We start from the raw sequence: 17,854 nt of genomic DNA, 5'->3' as shown, positions 1-17,854 counted from the left end.
CATCTCTTTGAAGTACAGTTTAGAGCAATATAAAATTTAATTAGATCTTGCTTCCTTCATTGGATTCGATTCATTTGACTGTCCTCTTACATTTCGTCCATTCTGCTTGAAGATTTCAAATTGAGATGGTCTAGCTTGGCGAGGCCATGAATTGTTGGATTCATCAATATCTGCAGTCTCTCGATAAGGGTCTAAACGAACGCTAGCCACCTCTTTACTTTTAGCAAATACTTTGGTAGCTTCGAGTTCATTATGACGCCATATATAAGCTGATATACGCTCGAGTTCTTTCGTGCCATCCGTATAGTTCCACTCGATGATCAATGGCATCACTAGTCCGCCATTATTCTTAAAGCTTAACTCGTAAAACGAAACCTTGCCATCGAATATATCCTTTTCCTTCTGATTCAATCCATTATAGAATTGTTGATAATTTGTTTGATTCACTGGACGCACAGCAAAACGATCCCATTTATTGTAGAAATCTAGCAGAGAGGTATCTTTTTCAACTAAGAAGGCCATGTTGTCTTCCATGTTACGCTGTCTGCTAATTGTATTTAAGTCTTTTTCAAATGCCTCTTTTTTCGATTTCTGATCCTGCGCAGGGTTACCACCACTCATTCTGTATTGAGTTACATTCTCTAGTGAAATCTCTACAGGATCTGTTCCGAAAAACCATCCTCTCCAAAACCAGTCTAAGTCTACAGCAGACGCATCTTCCATTGTCCGAAAGAAATCTGCAGGAGTTGGATGCTTAAATGCCCATCGTTGTGCGTATTGTTTAAAGGCAAAATCGAAAAGCTCTCTGCCCATCACGGTCTCTCGTAATATGTTTAAAGCCGTAGCAGGTTTTGCATAAGCATTTGGACCAAACTGTGAAATATTCTCAGAGTTCGTCATAATCGGTTCCAACTGATCCTTTGGAAGTTTCATATAATCTACAATCTTATGTGCAGGTCCGCGACGAGAAGGGAAATTCTTATCCCACTCCTGCTCAGTCAAAAACTGTAAAAATGTATTGAGTCCCTCATCCATCCAAGTCCATTGACGTTCATCAGAGTTAACAATCATTGGAAAAAAATTGTGACCAACTTCATGAATGATTACGCCAATCATTCCATATTTAACAGCTTCGGTATAAGTCCCGTCTTCATCTGCTCTTCCGTAGTTAAAACAAATCATTGGGTATTCCATACCATTGGCAGCTTCAACAGAAATGGCAACTGGATATGGGTATGGAATCGAATATTTAGAATATGTCTTTAAGGTGTGAGCGACTGCCTTAGTAGAATATTTTCTATATAAAGGATAGGCTTCTGGGCCATAGTATGACATCGCCATTGGTTGATTCCCTTCTATTCCTTCATTAACTTTCAATGCGTCCCACACCAATCTTCTAGAACTCACAAAAGCGAAGTCCCTAACATTTTTCGCTTCATATATCCATGTTTTCTTGGTCGCTGATTTCTCAGAAATAGCATTCTTAACATCGCCCAAGGTAACTATCTCAATAGGTTCATTTGTCTGTTGTGCTTGCTTCCATCGAGCTAACTGTGTAGAGTTCAAAACTTGAGCATAATTCTGACAAACGCCTGTCGCTCCAACGATATGGTCGGAAGGTACAGTGATATGAACTTTGTAATCTCCAAATACTAGTGCAAATTCGCCTCTACCTGTAAATTGCTTGTTCTGCCATCCCTGAAAATCGGAATATACAGCCATTCTAGGGAACCACTGTGCAATAGTATATAGATAGTTATCATCTTTTTCGAAATACTCATATCCGCCGCGTCCTCCTTCTACCATACGATTTGAGATTTTATAATCCCAATCAATATTTAGAACCATTTTCGCACCCGGCTTTAAAGAAACTGGTAAATCGATTCGCATCATCGTATAATTGATTGTGTACTTCAATGCCTTATTATTTCCATCTGTGACCTTATGAATATAGACGCCGAGCCCCTTCTTCTCTTGAACCATTCCTTTTAATTGCTCTAGAGACATGCGCTCATTTAACGAACTTTGGTCAAAGCTTCTACTCTCCGCATTATCAGCGTGTTCATTTTCGTCCAACTGAATCCACAAATAATCTAATGGATCTGGAGAATTATTAGTGTAAGTGATTGTCTCTTTACCTTTTAACACCTGATTGACATCATCAATTTCACAGTGGATAACGTAGTCTGCTTTCTGCTGCCAATACATTGCTCCAGGGGCACCGGATGCTGTTCGAAAAATATTAGGATCCGTCAACAACGTACCTAATTGCTCAAACTTATTTCCATGGTTTGATCCCGGATTATTCAGGGATTGTGCGGCAACTTGCTGCGCTGTTAATGTACTGATAAGCCCCAAGGCTAGTCTGAAATACTTTTTTATTATCATACTGGAATACGTTCTAAAGCCATAATAAAAGATATACCTATCACTGCAGAAGATATAAAAAAACTCCAATCTCTATTTGTGACTGAAAATATTTTCAACATCAACTCTGACAACAGAATTACGAAGAAGACAATGATTAGCTGTCCAAATTCTAATCCAATATTGAAAGATAGAAGAGGCAAGAATATATTCGCTTCTTTTCCTAAGAGAGATTGTAAATAATTAGAGAATCCTAAACCATGAATCAAGCCGAAAGCTAATGTCATCGTATAGAGCAAAGCAGGATTTCGCTGTTTTCTTCGCTTAGGAAGATTATAGATTGCTGTTATCAATATTGTTATTGGGATCAAGAATTCAATCCAAGCGGTATTCACGTTTAAAATCTTGAATGCTGCAAGAGCTAGTGTAAGCGAATGCCCAAGTGTAAACGCAGTCACTAACCACAATATTTTTTTCCAATCTTTTAGCACATAACTACAGCACAAAACCATCACAAATAATATATGATCATATCCATTCAAGTCAAGAATATGTTGCCAGCCGAGTTGGAAATAGATAGAAAAATCGCTCATTAATTAGGTATTGTCAAATTGCAATACAAATTTAGTATTATTTTAATTATCAGACGCTATCTGCGGGTTTTTCGATAAATTCGCATAAAATTGTTGCAATTCTACTTATAATAAGAAATGAAAATAAAGGCTTGGACACTTCTACTTCTTTGTATTATTACACTCACAGCGATTGCTCACCCTTTCTATGTCAGTATTTCAACTGTAGAATACAATTCGAGCAATAAACAAATAGAATTATCTTGCCGTATCTTCTACAATGACTTAGAAGTCGCGCTGCAGAACCAAATAAAACAAAAAATCGACGTCATCAATCCAAAAAATAGAGCAGTGGCCGATTCTGCGATAGCACGTTATGTGCGTACGAATTTCAGAATCCAGGTGAACGGAGTCATTAAACCATTAAAATTTGTAGGATATGAAATCGAAGACGATGTCGCTTGGTGTTACCTGGAGAGTCCACAGCTTCAACCTGTGACATCCATCAAAATCATCAATCAACTATTGTATCAAGATTTTAAAACGCAATCGAATATAATGCATGTGACAATCAATGGCAAGCGTCAAAGTATTAAGCTCGACAATCCCAAAAGAACGGCAGAATTCTCGTTCTAACACCTGGTAATATAGGATATTCCCCATATTGCTTTATGTTTGCAATATGCACAAAACAAAGAAGCCAAACATCTTCATTTGATGTCTAGAATCTATTTTTTAAAGAAAACTTATTGGATTTTTTTGAATTGAGGAGGTTAACTTTTGCTGTTAACTCCTCTGGTAGGTTTAGTTTGGTTGGCTCCGACGAAACCCCAGTTTGTTACGTAATACAAATACGGGTTACTCATCATTTTTTCGTTTTTCTTACTTTTCTTTTTAATCATATTTTACCTTTCTTTTTCTGTTTGATTATAATATAGCAAATTCTGAACCAATTTCCAAATTGATTATGAATATTACCTTAAATTGACGGTTAAAAAAAAGTACTATCGAAATATAATTATCTAAACAGCAGCTTCTTGATGATCTTTAGCATTGGAAATTTGGAGCTCTGCCGAATGATTATGAATAAACTCTGAAGGTGAAGTATTCATAATACTTTTGAAAACCCGATTAAAATGTACAACCGTATTAAATCCACATTGATATGCAACCTCTGAAATATTTTCTGTTGATTTATTAATCAATAACTGACAAGCTTTCTCTATACGAATCTCATTTAAGAATGTAACATAGGTCTTCATCGTGTGCTTTTTAAAATACTTACAAAAAGCTGATGGTGTCATATGGATAAGTTTAGAAACTTCTTCGATACTGATTTCTTTGTCGTAATTGGCTAATGAAAAGCGTAACACCTCGTTGATTCGAATACCGACTTTATCGTTAAAGGTTGATTCAGGTAAACCAGAATACAAAGAATGCATATCTTGTTCATGACGTATTAAAAATTGAAAGATATCAAGAATCGAAATAATCTTCTTCATTCCCTCAACTTTCGCAAGTTCTATAAACTTCTCTTTTATCTCTAAGCTAACTTCTGATGAAATCTTTTTACTAGAATCGAGTTTAGTGAAAAAATCTCGAGCTGGATGAAGTTCAGACAAATCAAAAAATGACCATAATTTATCGAATGCTACAAAAATATGGATAACGTGAATTCTGTCTTCGTTAGAGCCTTCTTTGATAAATATATGAGGATCATTCGCCTTCATAATATAGATTTCATTATCAGAGAAAGGTTGAATCAAATTTCCGATTAGCATGGAGCCACTTCCTCTCAAGATATACGAAATCTGATATTCCTTGTGACGATGATAATGATTATAAAAATCATTCCGGAGGTCTTCTTGCACGTAGAACGAACCAACCCCTGAAGCAGGGGCTGTAAACTCGATTGGATTTTTTGAATCTACGTTTCTCATAACCACTATATTATTCTTAAAAGATGTTTGAATATATTAACAATTCAGACATAAAATATTCTCATAATTTAGTTTCCAAAGCTAGGCATCTTCTTTTGCAAATCTATATATACTTTATGAGTTAATTGTAATATTTGATCGCTAAACAAAGTACGACCTTTCCGAAGAAAGGCCGCGCTTCATTAAAATTAGTTAAAAGTTAAAGAAATCATACGTAATGACAGATCCTAGATCCATCAATTACCGGATTATTTTTGGCGGAATTGCTCGTAATTATTCTCGAACAAACCTTTTAGATCGAACGCTTGTTTCTCATATGCGTCTGCATCGGTCCATAACGTTACTGGATTTAATATCTCTGTTGGCACACCTGCGCATTCCTTAGGCATTTGCAATTCGAAAATAGGGTGCGTAATATATTCCTGGTCGGCTAAATTACCTGACAATGCTTCTCTTATTAATGCTCTTGTATAGCCTAGTTTTATTCGATTTCCTACACCATATGGACCTGCAACCCATCCTGTATTTACTAACCAAACTTGAATATCTGGATGTTTCTCTAGTTTTTTACCCAATAAATTGGCATATTTTGTTGGATGTAAAGGTAGAAAAGCCTGCCCAAAACAAGCTGAGAATGTCGCCTGCGGCGTTGTAATACCTGTCTCAGTGCCTGCAATTTTTGATGTATAGCCATTGATAAAATAATACATAGCTTGCTCCACATTGAGCTTTGATATTGGCGGTAAAACACCAAATGCATCTGCAGCAAGAAAGAAAATATGTTTAGGTGCAGCTCCCTGCCCATTACCGACAATATTTTCGATAAAATCCAAAGGATATGAAACACGAATATTTTCAGTGATACTTGTGTTGTCATAATCTGCTGTACGGGTACCCGGAATAAACTTGACATTCTCGAGTAAAGAGTTAAATCGAACAGCTTGAAAGATTTCAGGCTCAGATTCCGAATTTAGACCAACACATTTCGCATAGCATCCTCCTTCAATATTAAATACTTTATCTTCCGTCCATACATGCTCATCATCGCCTATCAACTGACGTCGCTTATCTGAAGAAAGCGTCGTCTTTCCCGTACCAGACAAACCAAAATAAAAAGCCGTTTCACCATCCTCGCCACGATTAGCCGAGCAATGCATTGTTAAGTACGATTTATAAGTTGGCAATAAGTAATTCAGTACAGTAAAAATACTTTTCTTAATTTCTCCCGTATAACCTGTACCTGCTATTAATATAATTTTCTTCGTAAAATTGATAACAACAAAATTCTCATTGTTCAACCCAAACGAGCGATAATCTGAAACGGTGTATGCTGGAGCTACTAATATAGACCAATCCGGCTGCACCAAAACTGAAGCATCAGTGTCGTTAATAAAGAGATTTGATGCAAATAGATTATGCGAAGCAAAGGTAGACACAACGCGTAGTTTAATTTCCTCTTTCGGATCTGCACATGCTTTAGCATCAATTACATACAACTTTTGTTGTGAAAGGAATTCAGAAACTTGCAACCAAAGTGAGTCGAAATTTTCTTCCGAGATAGCTTGGTTTACAGAATTCCAATTGACATTATCTCTAGTTTCATCATCAAGTACAATAAAACGGTCCTTTGGAGACCTACCGGTAAATTTTCCAGTTTCAATACAAAGAGCACCAGAATCAGCTAATTTCCCCTCGTTATTAAGGATCGACTGTTCAACTAGTTCTGCTGCGTTCAATTGATAATATAAATTATCATGTAGACCAATCTTCAAATAGTTCAAATCAAATAGACCTGAATTAGTTTTAGTTTGCATCATAATAGGTGTTTTTAATGCTTATTTCTTCGGTAAAGGTACACTGTCCCGACAGACAGATATTAACCGCAAATGGCAATTTATTAACCTATATTGTTCTTAATTTTACAAAAACTTGGAATATTAAAATAAGAAGCGCAAAAATCAATACTTAAAACATATTTCCTATATATTTAACAACAAGAAATTATTCGATAATCTTTTATATGTTTAAAGAAGCTTTAATTATTGGAATCGGAGGCGCTGTCGGCAGTATTCTACGCTACTCTACAGGTCATTTTATAGCAAAGCAATTTCCAAACACTATTCCTACAGGCACCTTATTCGTTAATATCATTGGCTGTTTAATTATCGGATTACTCATTGGCTTTTTTGATAAATATCAATTAATAAATAACCAATGGAAATTGCTGTTAATAACTGGATTCTGCGGAGGTTTCACTACATTCTCTAGCTTTGCAGCTGAGAATCTGAATTTGATCAATAATAACCAAGTCATCCAAGCACTTTTATATATTGTACTAAGTGTTCTACTGGGCATCCTTGCAGTTTGGGCGGGATTAGCTATTGTAAAAATTATCGACTAGTTTACTGAAACATCTGCATTGCCAACAAAAACTTCAAGTTGACTAATGCTATTTGTTTAAATGACAATTAAGTCGCTTAAAAACCTTTACTATTAACATCAACTATTTCCCCAAATACACTAATAATTTCCCTTCTACGAAATACAAATATCCTATTAAAACAAGCAGGATCACCCAGCCAATGCTGTTTTGAATCCAATATTTAATACAATTATCAAAATGTTGAGTGTTACTACAACATTCTTGTTACCATTTGACAAAAAACAGTTACAAAGGAAACCTCTTTCTTGTTTTTTACTCCCTCAAATCAATAAAACTTAACCTAACCAAACCTTTATTCAAAAAAATACATAAACATTTGATTTGTAGTATTATACAAAATAAACATTTATTAAATTTCAATAAAAAATAAATCTCATTTATTAAGATTTTTATATTACAAATAGAATTAAATGTTAAATAATGTAAAAGGATCTTCAAAATTTCAATATGTTTACTTCTGTGATGTATCTCTAGCCCTAGAGAACTCACAAAAATTATAAAACTAAAAAACGAACAATGAAACAAAGATTACTTAGTCTTTTAGTGCTATGTACGCTTATGGTTGGAGCGGCTTATGCACAAAATCGCCAAGTAACGGGAAAAGTGACTTCGTCAACAGATGGATCACCAATCTCTGGCGCATCAGTTACAGTAGTTGGAGGTACTACTGCAACACAAACGGATGATCAAGGAAACTATAGCCTTGATGTACCTACAACAGCAACCCAATTAAGCGTATCGTATATTGGGTTTACTTCACAAAGGGTTTCAATAGGAAATCGATCAATTATCAACATTCAATTAGTATCCGAAGACGAGGCCTTAGAAGAGGTCGTTGTCACAGCCTTAGGAATCTCAAGAGAGAAAAGATCCTTGGGTTACGCCGCACAAGAGGTTAAAGGCGATGTCCTGACCGCAGCACGCGGTGGAAACGCTTTACAGTCATTATCTGGAAATGTGGCTGGGGCAGTAGTTTCCGCACCTTCTTCAAGCTTAGGTGGATCCACACGTATTGTGTTGAGAGGTATTGGCTCTTTAACAGGAGAGAACAAACCCTTGATCGTAGTGGACGGTATTCCAATGGATAACTCAAACTATAATACAGCAAATGCTGAAAGAGGCGCAGGTGGACGCGATTATGGTGATGCAGGTTTTGACATCAACCCAGATGATATTGAATCCGTTAACGTATTAAAGGGAGGTCCAGCATCTGCTCTTTACGGTGCAAGAGCTTCAAACGGGGTTATATTAATCAAAACTAAAAAAGCAAAACAAGGTCGTGATGAAATTGTCCTAAATACAGGAATGGCTTTTGAAAGTTTAGGAATAACTCCACAACTTCAAAAACAATATGGTGGTGGTTTGGGACCTAATTTCTTAAAACAGACTATAGACGGAAAAGAATACTTACTTGTAGATTACAATGCAGATGAATCTTGGGGAGCCAAATACGATAATCAGCAAGTATTACATTGGGACGCATTCGACCCTGAGGATACCCAAAACTACATGAAAACGAGAGCTTGGGAATACCCTAAAAATGATTATAAAACGTTTTTTGAAACAGGTGTAGCTTATAACAACTCGATTTCATTAGCAAAATCTTACGAAAATACTTCGGCGAGACTATCCCTCTCGAATACTTCTCAATCAGGTATTGTTCCCAATACGGATTTAAAAAGAACGACTGCGGCATTGAGTATCGACAATAAATTCTCTGATAAATTCTCCGCACGCGGTACCATTAATTACATTCGTACGAACGGTTTTAATCGCCCGGAACAAGGATATAGTGACGCTTCAATTGGACAAAAAATGTTCCAATGGGGACAAATGCAGTTAGACTACAAACGTCTACAAAATTATAAGACTTCTTCGGGGGCTCAAAAAACTTGGAACCGATCTGCTTGGAACGACCCGACTCCATTGTATTCAGACAACTACTATTGGATCATCAACGAAAACACAGCCGATGATCAACGTGATAGATTTTATGGAAATGCGGAGGTACGTTACGACTTTATGCCAGGGTTATACGTTACGGGAAATGTTTATGGCGATAATTACACCCTTAAAATCGGCGAACGTGTTGCTGTTGGTTCACAAGCCGTATCAGCATTTACAGAGCGAATTAGAGAGTTTACAGAGATGAACTATGAAGGTAGATTGCATTATGATAAGAAATGGGAAAATTTCACTTTTAATGCATTCATAGGTGGAAATCGTCGTAATACGACAAGATTCTCCTCCAACTCAAACACAAATGGTGGTCTAATCGTTCCCAATCTTTACACAACTAACAACAGCATGCAGGCAGTAACGTTACAAACTACCCTATCTAGGAAGCGTGTAAATTCTGTTTTTGGTAACTTCTCTTTAGGTTACAAAGATTTCCTATATGCTGATTTTGGTTGGCGTAATGATTGGTCATCAACTCTACCAGAAAACGACAACTCTTACTTCTACCCTTCCGTAACAGGTTCATTTGTGTTCACTAAGTTTGTGGGTGCCGAATGGTTAAACTTTGGTAAGTTACGTGCCGGTTGGTCGCAAGTCGGTAATGATACAGATCCATACCGTTTACTTGACGTATACCTAAATAATACCTACGGAAACACATCTTATCTAGATGTGCCTTATTTCTTAAAAAGCTTACAGAAATTAAATCCAGCACTTCGTCCTGAAACAAAAAAATCTTACGAATTCGGTATCGAAACCCAAATGTTTGATAGTCGCGTTAGTTTAGATTTAACCTACTACAACGAAGAGACTACTGACTTAATAATGCCTGTTTCTACAGGTCCTGAAACAGGATACTCTTCTAAAATATTAAATGCAGGACGCGCTGTTAACAAGGGTATAGAAGCCATGTTGACCTTAGTACCAGTTCGCAATGATAACTTCGAATGGTCAACATCAATCAATTTTGCGCGCAATAGGAACAAAGTAGTCGAGTTATTCGAAGGTATCAAATCTTTACCGCTAGCAAATGCTCCATTTAAAGCTTCGCTTGTGGCAATGGTTGGTCAACCTTATGGACAAATTTATGGATCGGACTTCATTTATGATGATCAAGGGAATAAATTAGTAGGTGCTAATGGACTTTACCTATCCTCAGATGCTAAAAATCTCGGCTCTATTTTACCTGACTTCAACGCAGGATGGAGAAACAACATCCGATACAAAGATTTTACGCTTAGTGCATTGATCGACATTCAAAAAGGTGGAAAATACTTTTCAATTTCCAATATGTTTGGAAGTTACACTGGTGTTCTTGAGCACACTGCAGCTAATGGAGTTCGCGAAAATGATTTTGTTGTTCCCGGCGTTACAGGAACTGTTGCAAGAGAAGCGGATGGATCTTACACTGTTACGGATGTGAAAGAGAATACTAAAGAAGTGTCTGCATATAGCTACTACCGCCATTACTATGGAGGTCCTACAGTTCAAAACGTATTCGATGCTGATTATATTAAATTAAGAGAAATAACATTGGGGTATAATTTACCTTCATCTTTTGTAAGCAAATTACGTCTGAAAAATGCTACGATCTCCGGATTCGCAAGAAACCTTGCCGCTTGGGGATTAGCAAATAAAAACTTCGACCCAGAGATGACAACAACAGGATCAGGAAACATCCAAGGATTTGAAGGCGGTAATCTACCCGCTTCAAGAAATTTCGGCATTAATTTGAAATTGCAGTTTTAATCATTTGACTTAGAGAATATGAAAAATATAAAATTAATACTATTGTCTTCTGTAATTGGGATTTCCACATTATCATTGGGATCCTGTACAAAAGATTTAGGAGAAATAAATAAGAACCCCAATTCACCGGAAATCGTTCCAACGAACACGATTTTCAATGGGGCAAACCGCGTACTCTTTGACAATACACGTGACGGTTGGTGGATGGCAAGAATGTCTATGCCTTGGATGCAATATTCTGCGCAAAGTAACTATGTTGAAGAAGACAAGTACCAATATCGAGATAATCAAACGACGAACGGATGGATTTTCCTTTATCGTGTCGCAAACAACTATAAAGACGTAATTGAAAAGTGTGAAGCTCCAGAAACCAGTGCGCAAATGGCAGGTTATGGCTCATTACAAAATCAAATCGCAGCCTCTCGGATCATGCTTGCCTATGTTTTTGACAATTTAGTCACCCATTTTGGCGATGTTCCCTATTGGTCATACGGTCAAAAGGATAACCCTAATTTTCAAGCACTAAATATAGAGCAATATATTACACCGGCTTATGCAAAGCAACAAGATATTTATGCTGATTTATTAAAAGAGCTGAAAGAAGCAGCAAATCAAATTGAAGCTACCAACCCTGTCTTCAATTCTGGTGATAATATCTATGCTGGCGAAGCGGCATTATGGAAGAAATTTGCAAATTCTTTACGTTTAAGAATTGCAAATCGAATTAAGAAAGTTCATCCGGCTGCTGCTGCAGAAATGCGTGATGCTGTTACTTCCGGCGTGTTTACGTCAAATGCAGATAATGCAATACACGCTTCTGGTGCAACTGACTTAGAAGGAAATCCTTTATGGAAAACTTTCTATGTTGGAAATCGTACGGATTTCTGGGTAAATAAATCTTTCATGGATCTACTTAAAGGAACCGTTGGTACTTATGGTTTAGATCCACGGTTGTATAAAATTGCTGCACCAAAAGGAATGTCTTTGGCGCAGTTTACTGCTGGCTATTCAAATTCGACTAAATTAACAGATTATGTTGGACTTCCTTATGGCCTTCCGACTGTAGAAAACTATTATACTCAGCAAGCAAATGTCAATTTCTTTGGAAAAGATATTCTGACAGCGACAAGAGGAGAAGTATTAATGGAATACGCTGAAGTAGAGTTTATCTTGAGTGAAATGAATAATTGGTCGCAAGATCATTATATAAAAGGCGTTAAAGCAAATCAAGAACGATTAGGTGTTTCTGCATCAGATATCGCAGCTTACATCGCTAAATTACCTGCAGCGAATGAAAGGAACGTCATAACGCAGAAGTATATTTCTTTATTCTTCAATCCTGACGAAGCATGGAATGAGTATAGAAGAACCGGTTATCCGGATACGCAAATATTGTTGATGCCTGGTGAAACTGGAGTTCGTCCACAAGACAATTCAACTTATGTGTTCACCCCATTGCAATCTGGAAATGTCATTGCTAAAGACCTTCCTGCACGCGTACGCTATCCATTCACGCAGCAAACACTAAATCCAGAAAACTGGAAAAAAGCTTCCGCCGATCTTGGCGGCGACGAGATTGATAAAAAACTATGGTTCGCTAAGTAATCAACCTCTATAATAATAAAAGGCTGTCCTAAATTAGGACAGCCTTTTTATTTTCTTTAGAGAACCTTATTCCTTGATTAGTGCTCTATCGAGATGCACATAACCACCATCGACATGAATAAGTTGTCCTGTTGTATGACTCGAACGATCCGACAATAAGAATACAGCCATATTTGCTATCTCATCGACGGTTGTCATTCGATTTCCCAACGGTATTTTGCTGGTGATCTTTTGCAATGTTTCCGCTGGATTATCCAAGGTTTGTATCCAACTTTCGTATTGCGGAGTCATGCTCTCAGAAACAATGATTGCATTTACACGAAGACCATGAGGAAGAAGCTCGACTGCCCACTCTCGCGTCAAAGCATTACGACCACCATTCGCTGCAGCATAGCCTGACGTTCCGCCCTGCCCTGTTTCGGCAGTCTTGGAAGAAATATTCAAAATACTCCCTTTGCTTTTTATTAATTCAGGCAAGCAATGATGTGCCATCAAATAATAATGAATAAGACTATTATGTAATGATTGAACAAAACCCTCATAGTTGCCATTAGCTAAGGAAACGCCATCATTAAGACCTGCGTTATTCACTAAGCCGTCTATTCGACCATATTTTGCAATTACTTGCTGCACGGCGAGCGCACAAGCCTCAGGCTTTGCTAATTCCGCTACTACCGCAAAGGCGCTTCCACCTAAAGCTTCCACTTCTCCTTTTACTGTTTCATTATCAGCTTGCTTTCTACCGATAATCACGGGGATAGCACCTTCTGCTGCTAGAGCAAGCACAATGCCTTTACCTATACCTTTTGCGCCGCCTGTTACCAGAACGACTTTATCTTTCAAATGTAAATCCATAGTTTTAAGTAATCGAATAAAATTGTACCGCGTTATCACCCCAGAACCCTTTTAATTCAGCTTCTGTAAAGTCATTCAGCTTATCCTCAACGATACGTATGCTATCTTCATAGCTACCTGCCAATAAACATACGGGCCAGTCTGAGCCAAATAAAACGCGATCCTTGCCAAAACAACTGATGACATGCGCTATATATTGCGTGAAATGATCCAATGTCCAATGCTTCCAATCAGCTTCTGTTGCCAATCCAGATATTTTACAATGCACGTTTTCGTATTGTGCAAGATCATGGATAAATGCAGCCCATTCGTCGAATTCTTGTGTCTTGATGGGTGGTTTTGCAATATGGTCAAGCATAAAAGCTTGTTCCGGATTTACTGAAACACATTTTAAGGTACTTGCGTAGTGTCTCGGACGAATAAGCAAGTCGTATGTATATTGATGCTTCGTCAAAGCGGCAATACCACGAAGAAATTCATCCCGATGTAAGAAATCAGGATCAACTTCGCCTTCAACAATATGACGAAACCCCTTGATGATAGGTGAACGCTTGAAGTGTGCCAAATGCTCATCAATCGCTTCAGATCTTAAATCAACCCAGCCGACCACTGCTTTTATGAGTTTATAAACCCCTGATAATTCAACAAGAAAATCCGTTTCCTGGTGAGATTGGTCTGCTTGAACCGCAACAACCCCATCAAAATTATTATCCTTCAGAATTTGACCAATATCATTTGGTAAAAAATTCCGACTAATAACGGCCATTTCCTCCGTGATCCAGCTATCTTTTACCGGGTCAAAAAGCCAAAAATGTTGATGAGCATCAATACGCATGAGAGTCTAATTATTTCGAAAATGCAACAATCTCTTGGCGTTGTACTCCAAGGTAATCTGCACCTAATTCAATAATATCTCCAGGCTTCAAATAGATTGGTGGGTTAAATCCTAAACCAACACCTGCTGGCGTTCCTGTTGAAATCACATCACCTGGCAACAACGTCATAAACTGAGAAACATAAGAAACCACTTGTTGAACATTGAATATCAAGTTACTTGTATTTCCATCTTGAAAGGTCTTGCCATTAATTTTTAACCAAAGGCGAACCGAATTAATATCTGGAATTTCATCTGCTGTAGTCATAACAGGACCCATTGGGGCAAACGTATCACAACCCTTACCTTTATCCCATGTACCACCACGCTCTATCTGAAACTCTCGCTCCGAAACATCGTTGTGAAGAACATATCCTGCAACATAATCTAATGCATCAGATTCCTCTACGTAAGAAGTCTTCTTTCCTATAACAATTCCAAATTCAACTTCCCAATCCGTCTTTACTGAATTACGTGGAATCATTACTTGATCGTTTGGACCAACTAAAGCAGTCGTAGACTTCATAAAAATAATTGGCTCTGCCGGAATCGCAGCCCCTGTTTCTTCGGCATGATCTCTATAATTCAAGCCAATACAAACAATCTTAGATGGACGTGCAAAAGGCGCTCCCAAACGTGAATCGGCAGGAATTTCAATCAATTTACCTTCATTGGCTTTCAAAAACTCTTCTAGACGAGCTAAGCCGTTGTCCGCAAAAAATTCTTCGTTAAAATCGCCACCGAATGCCGAAACATCATAGTTCTTATCCGCGATTTGTACTCCGATTTTCTCTTTCCCAGATTCTCCGTAACGTAATAATTTCATTGTATTATATTTAAGTTTAGATTTCTATTCGATAGTAGAAATCAGATTGAAGACATTATTTATTCTAAGAAAATGATAAAACGATACGAACAAGATATTGAATCCGATAGTTTGATTCGTACTTATATCTCAATGATCAAATCTTTTTATCCTATTGTTTAAAGTCTCAAATCTAATCGCTAATTATTTAGTTTTATAAAGCCGCCATCGATCGGATAATCATTACCAGTAATAAAGGCGGCATCATCCGAACAAAGGAACAGCGCTAATTTAGCAATTTCCGTTGGTTTTGCCATCCTACCAATAGGTTGAGATTTCGATAATTTCTCAAACATTTCCTCTTCTTGTCCCGGGTAATTTTTAGAAATAAAACCATCCACAAATGGAGTATGTACGCGGGCAGGGGAAATAGAATTTGAACGTATATTGTCGTGCATAAAATCGCGTGCAATAGACATGCTCATCGCATAAATTGCACCTTTACTCATCGAATAAGCAAATCGGTCGGCAATACCTACTAACGAAGCGATAGATGCTAAATTTAATATGGCACCACCACCATGAGCCTTCATCACCGGAATTACAGCATACAATGCATTATAAGCTCCTTTCACATTGACCTGATAAACACGATCGAAATCCGCTTCAGCACAGCGTTCAACGTTCCCAACATGCGCAATACCCGCATTATTTACCAATATGTCAATCTTCCCGATTTGCTGAACTGCCGCTAGCACTTCTTCCTGTTTACTTACGTTTACTGTATGCAATTCACAAGCACCACCTGCTTGTTTAATTACGCTTGCTGTTTCGGTAGCCCCATCGGGGTTCAAGTCTAAAATGTGAACCTTTGCGCCTTCTGAGGCAAACATTTCGGAAATTGCGCGCCCAATTCCAGAGCCACCTCCAGTAATTACCGCGACTTTACCAGCTAACTTAGCCATATTTTAATTTCTTATTTTTCTAAACAATAATAAATTCTATAAATCACTACCTAAAGGGATACGCCGCGACGCCAAGGGATGAAATCATCTTGACCAAGAACGACCGCCTTTGCTAGCTGTTGACCACTGGCCACAGTAATCACATAATCCAAAATCCGATGCGCTGCCTCCTCAATCGTTTCCTCCCCATCGATAATCGTCCCACAATTGATATCAATAATATCGTTCATTTTTTCATAAATCTTCGTATTTGAAGAAACCTTAATGACTGGTGCGATTGGATTTCCGGTTGGCGTTCCTAATCCGGTAGTAAATAGAACGATATTAGCTCCGGAACCAACTTCCGCGGTCGTACTTTCAACATCGTTCCCTGGCGTGCAAAGTAAGTTTAACCCCGGTCCATTGGCTAGTTCAGGATAATCTTTTACCGCAACGACCGGCGATGTGCCACCCTTTTTAGCCGCCCCCGCAGATTTAATAGCGTCGGTAATCAATCCATCGCGAATATTACCAGGAGAAGGGTTCATATAAAAGCCGGAACCATCAGCTTCCGCCTTTGCATTATAGGTTTTCATCAAACTCATAAACCGATCAGCAGTCGCTTCATCTTGACAGCGATCACTTAATTCCTGTTCAACACCACACAGTTCTGGAAATTCAGATAAAATCACAGAACCACCAAGACTTACCAGTATGTCGGAAACATAACCCAATGCAGGGTTCGCTGAAATACCAGAAAAACCATCGGAGCCCCCACATTCTAGACCTATACAAAGTTTATCTAAACTCGCTTCCTTTCGAGTATCCTGATTTGCCAAGCTTAAACCCGCAAAAGTAGCCTTAATCGCTTTCTGCATCAAGCCTTGCTCTGTACCCTCGAACTGTTGTTCGAAGATATAAAGCGGTTTCTCAAAATGCGGATCACGTTTCTGAATCTCATCCCGCAAGATTGAAGCTTGCGCATGTTGACATCCCAAACTCAAAACAGTTGCTCCGGCAACATTCGGATGTGTGATATATCCAGCTAACAAACCACAAAGTGAATCAGAATCTAACCTTGTTCCTCCACAGCCCATTTCATGATTCAAAAACTTCACACCGTCCACATTTTCAAATAAACGATTCCTAGATTTATTATCCTTGGCAGCGCTTAAATCGACATTCAATAGTTCGTCAACCGATGCACCTTGTTTAAATTTCGAAATCATCACATCAACCTCATCAGCGTAATCCTTCGACTCCACCTGATATCCAAGCTTTTCTTCCAAGGCATTCTTTAACGTTGCTACATTGCGGCTTTCGCAAAAAACCAAAGGTATTACTAACCAATAATTCGCTGTTCCAACTTGTCCATTCTTGCGATGATAGCCTAAAAATGTACGATCTTTATATTGCGAAACATCTGGCTTCAACCAGTTTAAGTTGCGTTTCCCTAATCTAAAATCGTCGGATGCATGACGAAGGTTTTCCACATGGATCAGAGCCCCTCGTTCAACATCATGATTTACTTTCCCAACCAAAACACCATACATATATACTTCTTCATCCTTGGCAAGCTTAGAAATTGTGAATTTATGCTTTGCTGCAACTGCATCAATTAATTCAAAATGCTCACCAGCAAATTCTATTGTAAATCCGACTGGCAAATCACGTAAAGCCACAAGAACATTGTCCTTCGGATGAATTTGTAAATAAGATAATTTCGTCTTTTCCATGACTT

General features: G+C 38.0%; 13 protein-coding genes. 4 read left to right on the top strand and 9 right to left on the bottom strand.

What is annotated here, in order from left to right; genetic code table 11:
- Window positions 1–36: 36 nt before the first annotated feature.
- A complete protein-coding gene (locus GFH32_RS05950) occupies window positions 37–2,388 on the bottom strand; it encodes a M1 family metallopeptidase (RefSeq protein ID WP_153510202.1) in 2,352 nt (783 codons plus the stop codon).
- The gene (locus GFH32_RS05945) at window positions 2,385–2,960 is read right to left on the bottom strand and encodes a HupE/UreJ family protein (RefSeq protein ID WP_153510201.1); all 576 of its coding nucleotides are present in this window, start codon (window positions 2,958–2,960) and stop codon (window positions 2,385–2,387) included. The genes GFH32_RS05950 and GFH32_RS05945 overlap by 4 nt, the downstream gene beginning before the upstream one ends.
- Window positions 2,961–3,077: 117 nt before the next feature.
- Here GFH32_RS05945 and GFH32_RS05940 point away from each other — a divergent pair, with 117 nt between their 5' ends.
- Complete coding sequence (locus tag GFH32_RS05940) at window positions 3,078–3,575, top strand: DUF6702 family protein (protein WP_153510200.1); 498 nt, start codon at window positions 3,078–3,080, stop codon at window positions 3,573–3,575.
- Between the two features lie 386 nt (window positions 3,576–3,961).
- Here the strand turns inward: GFH32_RS05940 and GFH32_RS05935 are convergent, their stop codons facing one another.
- On the bottom strand, window positions 3,962–4,879 hold the full coding sequence (locus GFH32_RS05935; RefSeq protein WP_153510199.1) for an AraC family transcriptional regulator: 918 nt from the start codon (window positions 4,877–4,879) through the stop codon (window positions 3,962–3,964).
- A 248-nt stretch (window positions 4,880–5,127) separates the two neighbouring features.
- Window positions 5,128–6,696 carry a phosphoenolpyruvate carboxykinase (ATP) gene (gene pckA, locus GFH32_RS05930; RefSeq protein WP_228384230.1) on the bottom strand — a complete coding sequence of 523 codons (1,569 nt, stop codon included), beginning with the start codon at window positions 6,694–6,696 and terminating at the stop codon, window positions 5,128–5,130.
- 203 nt (window positions 6,697–6,899) lie between these two features.
- Here pckA and crcB point away from each other — a divergent pair, with 203 nt between their 5' ends.
- The 3 genes from crcB (at window position 6,900) to GFH32_RS05915 (ending at window position 12,635) form a co-directional block, all read left to right on the top strand.
- Window positions 6,900–7,280: a fluoride efflux transporter CrcB gene (crcB, locus tag GFH32_RS05925; protein ID WP_153510198.1), complete on the top strand. Its 381-nt coding sequence runs from the start codon at window positions 6,900–6,902 to the stop codon at window positions 7,278–7,280.
- A 558-nt stretch (window positions 7,281–7,838) separates the two neighbouring features.
- On the top strand, window positions 7,839–11,030 hold the full coding sequence (locus GFH32_RS05920; protein ID WP_153510197.1) for a SusC/RagA family TonB-linked outer membrane protein: 3,192 nt from the start codon (window positions 7,839–7,841) through the stop codon (window positions 11,028–11,030).
- A gap of 18 nt (window positions 11,031–11,048) precedes the next feature.
- Window positions 11,049–12,635: a SusD/RagB family nutrient-binding outer membrane lipoprotein gene (locus tag GFH32_RS05915; RefSeq protein ID WP_153510196.1), complete on the top strand. Its 1,587-nt coding sequence runs from the start codon at window positions 11,049–11,051 to the stop codon at window positions 12,633–12,635.
- A gap of 66 nt (window positions 12,636–12,701) precedes the next feature.
- Here the strand turns inward: GFH32_RS05915 and GFH32_RS05910 are convergent, their stop codons facing one another.
- The 5 genes from GFH32_RS05910 to GFH32_RS05890 all read right to left on the bottom strand — a co-directional run bounded on the left by GFH32_RS05910 (window position 12,702) and on the right by GFH32_RS05890 (window position 17,849).
- Complete coding sequence (locus GFH32_RS05910) at window positions 12,702–13,490, bottom strand: L-fucose dehydrogenase (protein WP_153510195.1); 789 nt, start codon at window positions 13,488–13,490, stop codon at window positions 12,702–12,704.
- Window positions 13,491–13,494: 4 nt separating this feature from the next.
- Window positions 13,495–14,325, bottom strand: coding sequence for an amidohydrolase family protein (locus tag GFH32_RS05905; protein WP_153510194.1), 831 nt, complete (start codon window positions 14,323–14,325; stop codon window positions 13,495–13,497).
- A 10-nt stretch (window positions 14,326–14,335) separates the two neighbouring features.
- Complete coding sequence (locus GFH32_RS05900) at window positions 14,336–15,190, bottom strand: fumarylacetoacetate hydrolase family protein (RefSeq protein WP_153510193.1); 855 nt, start codon at window positions 15,188–15,190, stop codon at window positions 14,336–14,338.
- Window positions 15,191–15,369: 179 nt separating this feature from the next.
- Window positions 15,370–16,134: an SDR family NAD(P)-dependent oxidoreductase gene (locus GFH32_RS05895; protein WP_153510192.1), complete on the bottom strand. Its 765-nt coding sequence runs from the start codon at window positions 16,132–16,134 to the stop codon at window positions 15,370–15,372.
- 50 nt (window positions 16,135–16,184) lie between these two features.
- The gene (locus tag GFH32_RS05890; RefSeq protein WP_153510191.1) at window positions 16,185–17,849 is read right to left on the bottom strand and encodes a UxaA family hydrolase; all 1,665 of its coding nucleotides are present in this window, start codon (window positions 17,847–17,849) and stop codon (window positions 16,185–16,187) included.
- Between the last annotated feature and the right edge of the window lie 5 nt (window positions 17,850–17,854).

Origin of the sequence: Sphingobacteruim zhuxiongii, assembly GCF_009557615.1 — a bacterium.
Lineage (GTDB): Bacteria > Bacteroidota > Bacteroidia > Sphingobacteriales > Sphingobacteriaceae > Sphingobacterium > Sphingobacterium zhuxiongii.
The sequence above is the reverse complement of the archived record's forward strand: the minus strand, read 5'-3'. Positions and strand labels throughout refer to the sequence as shown.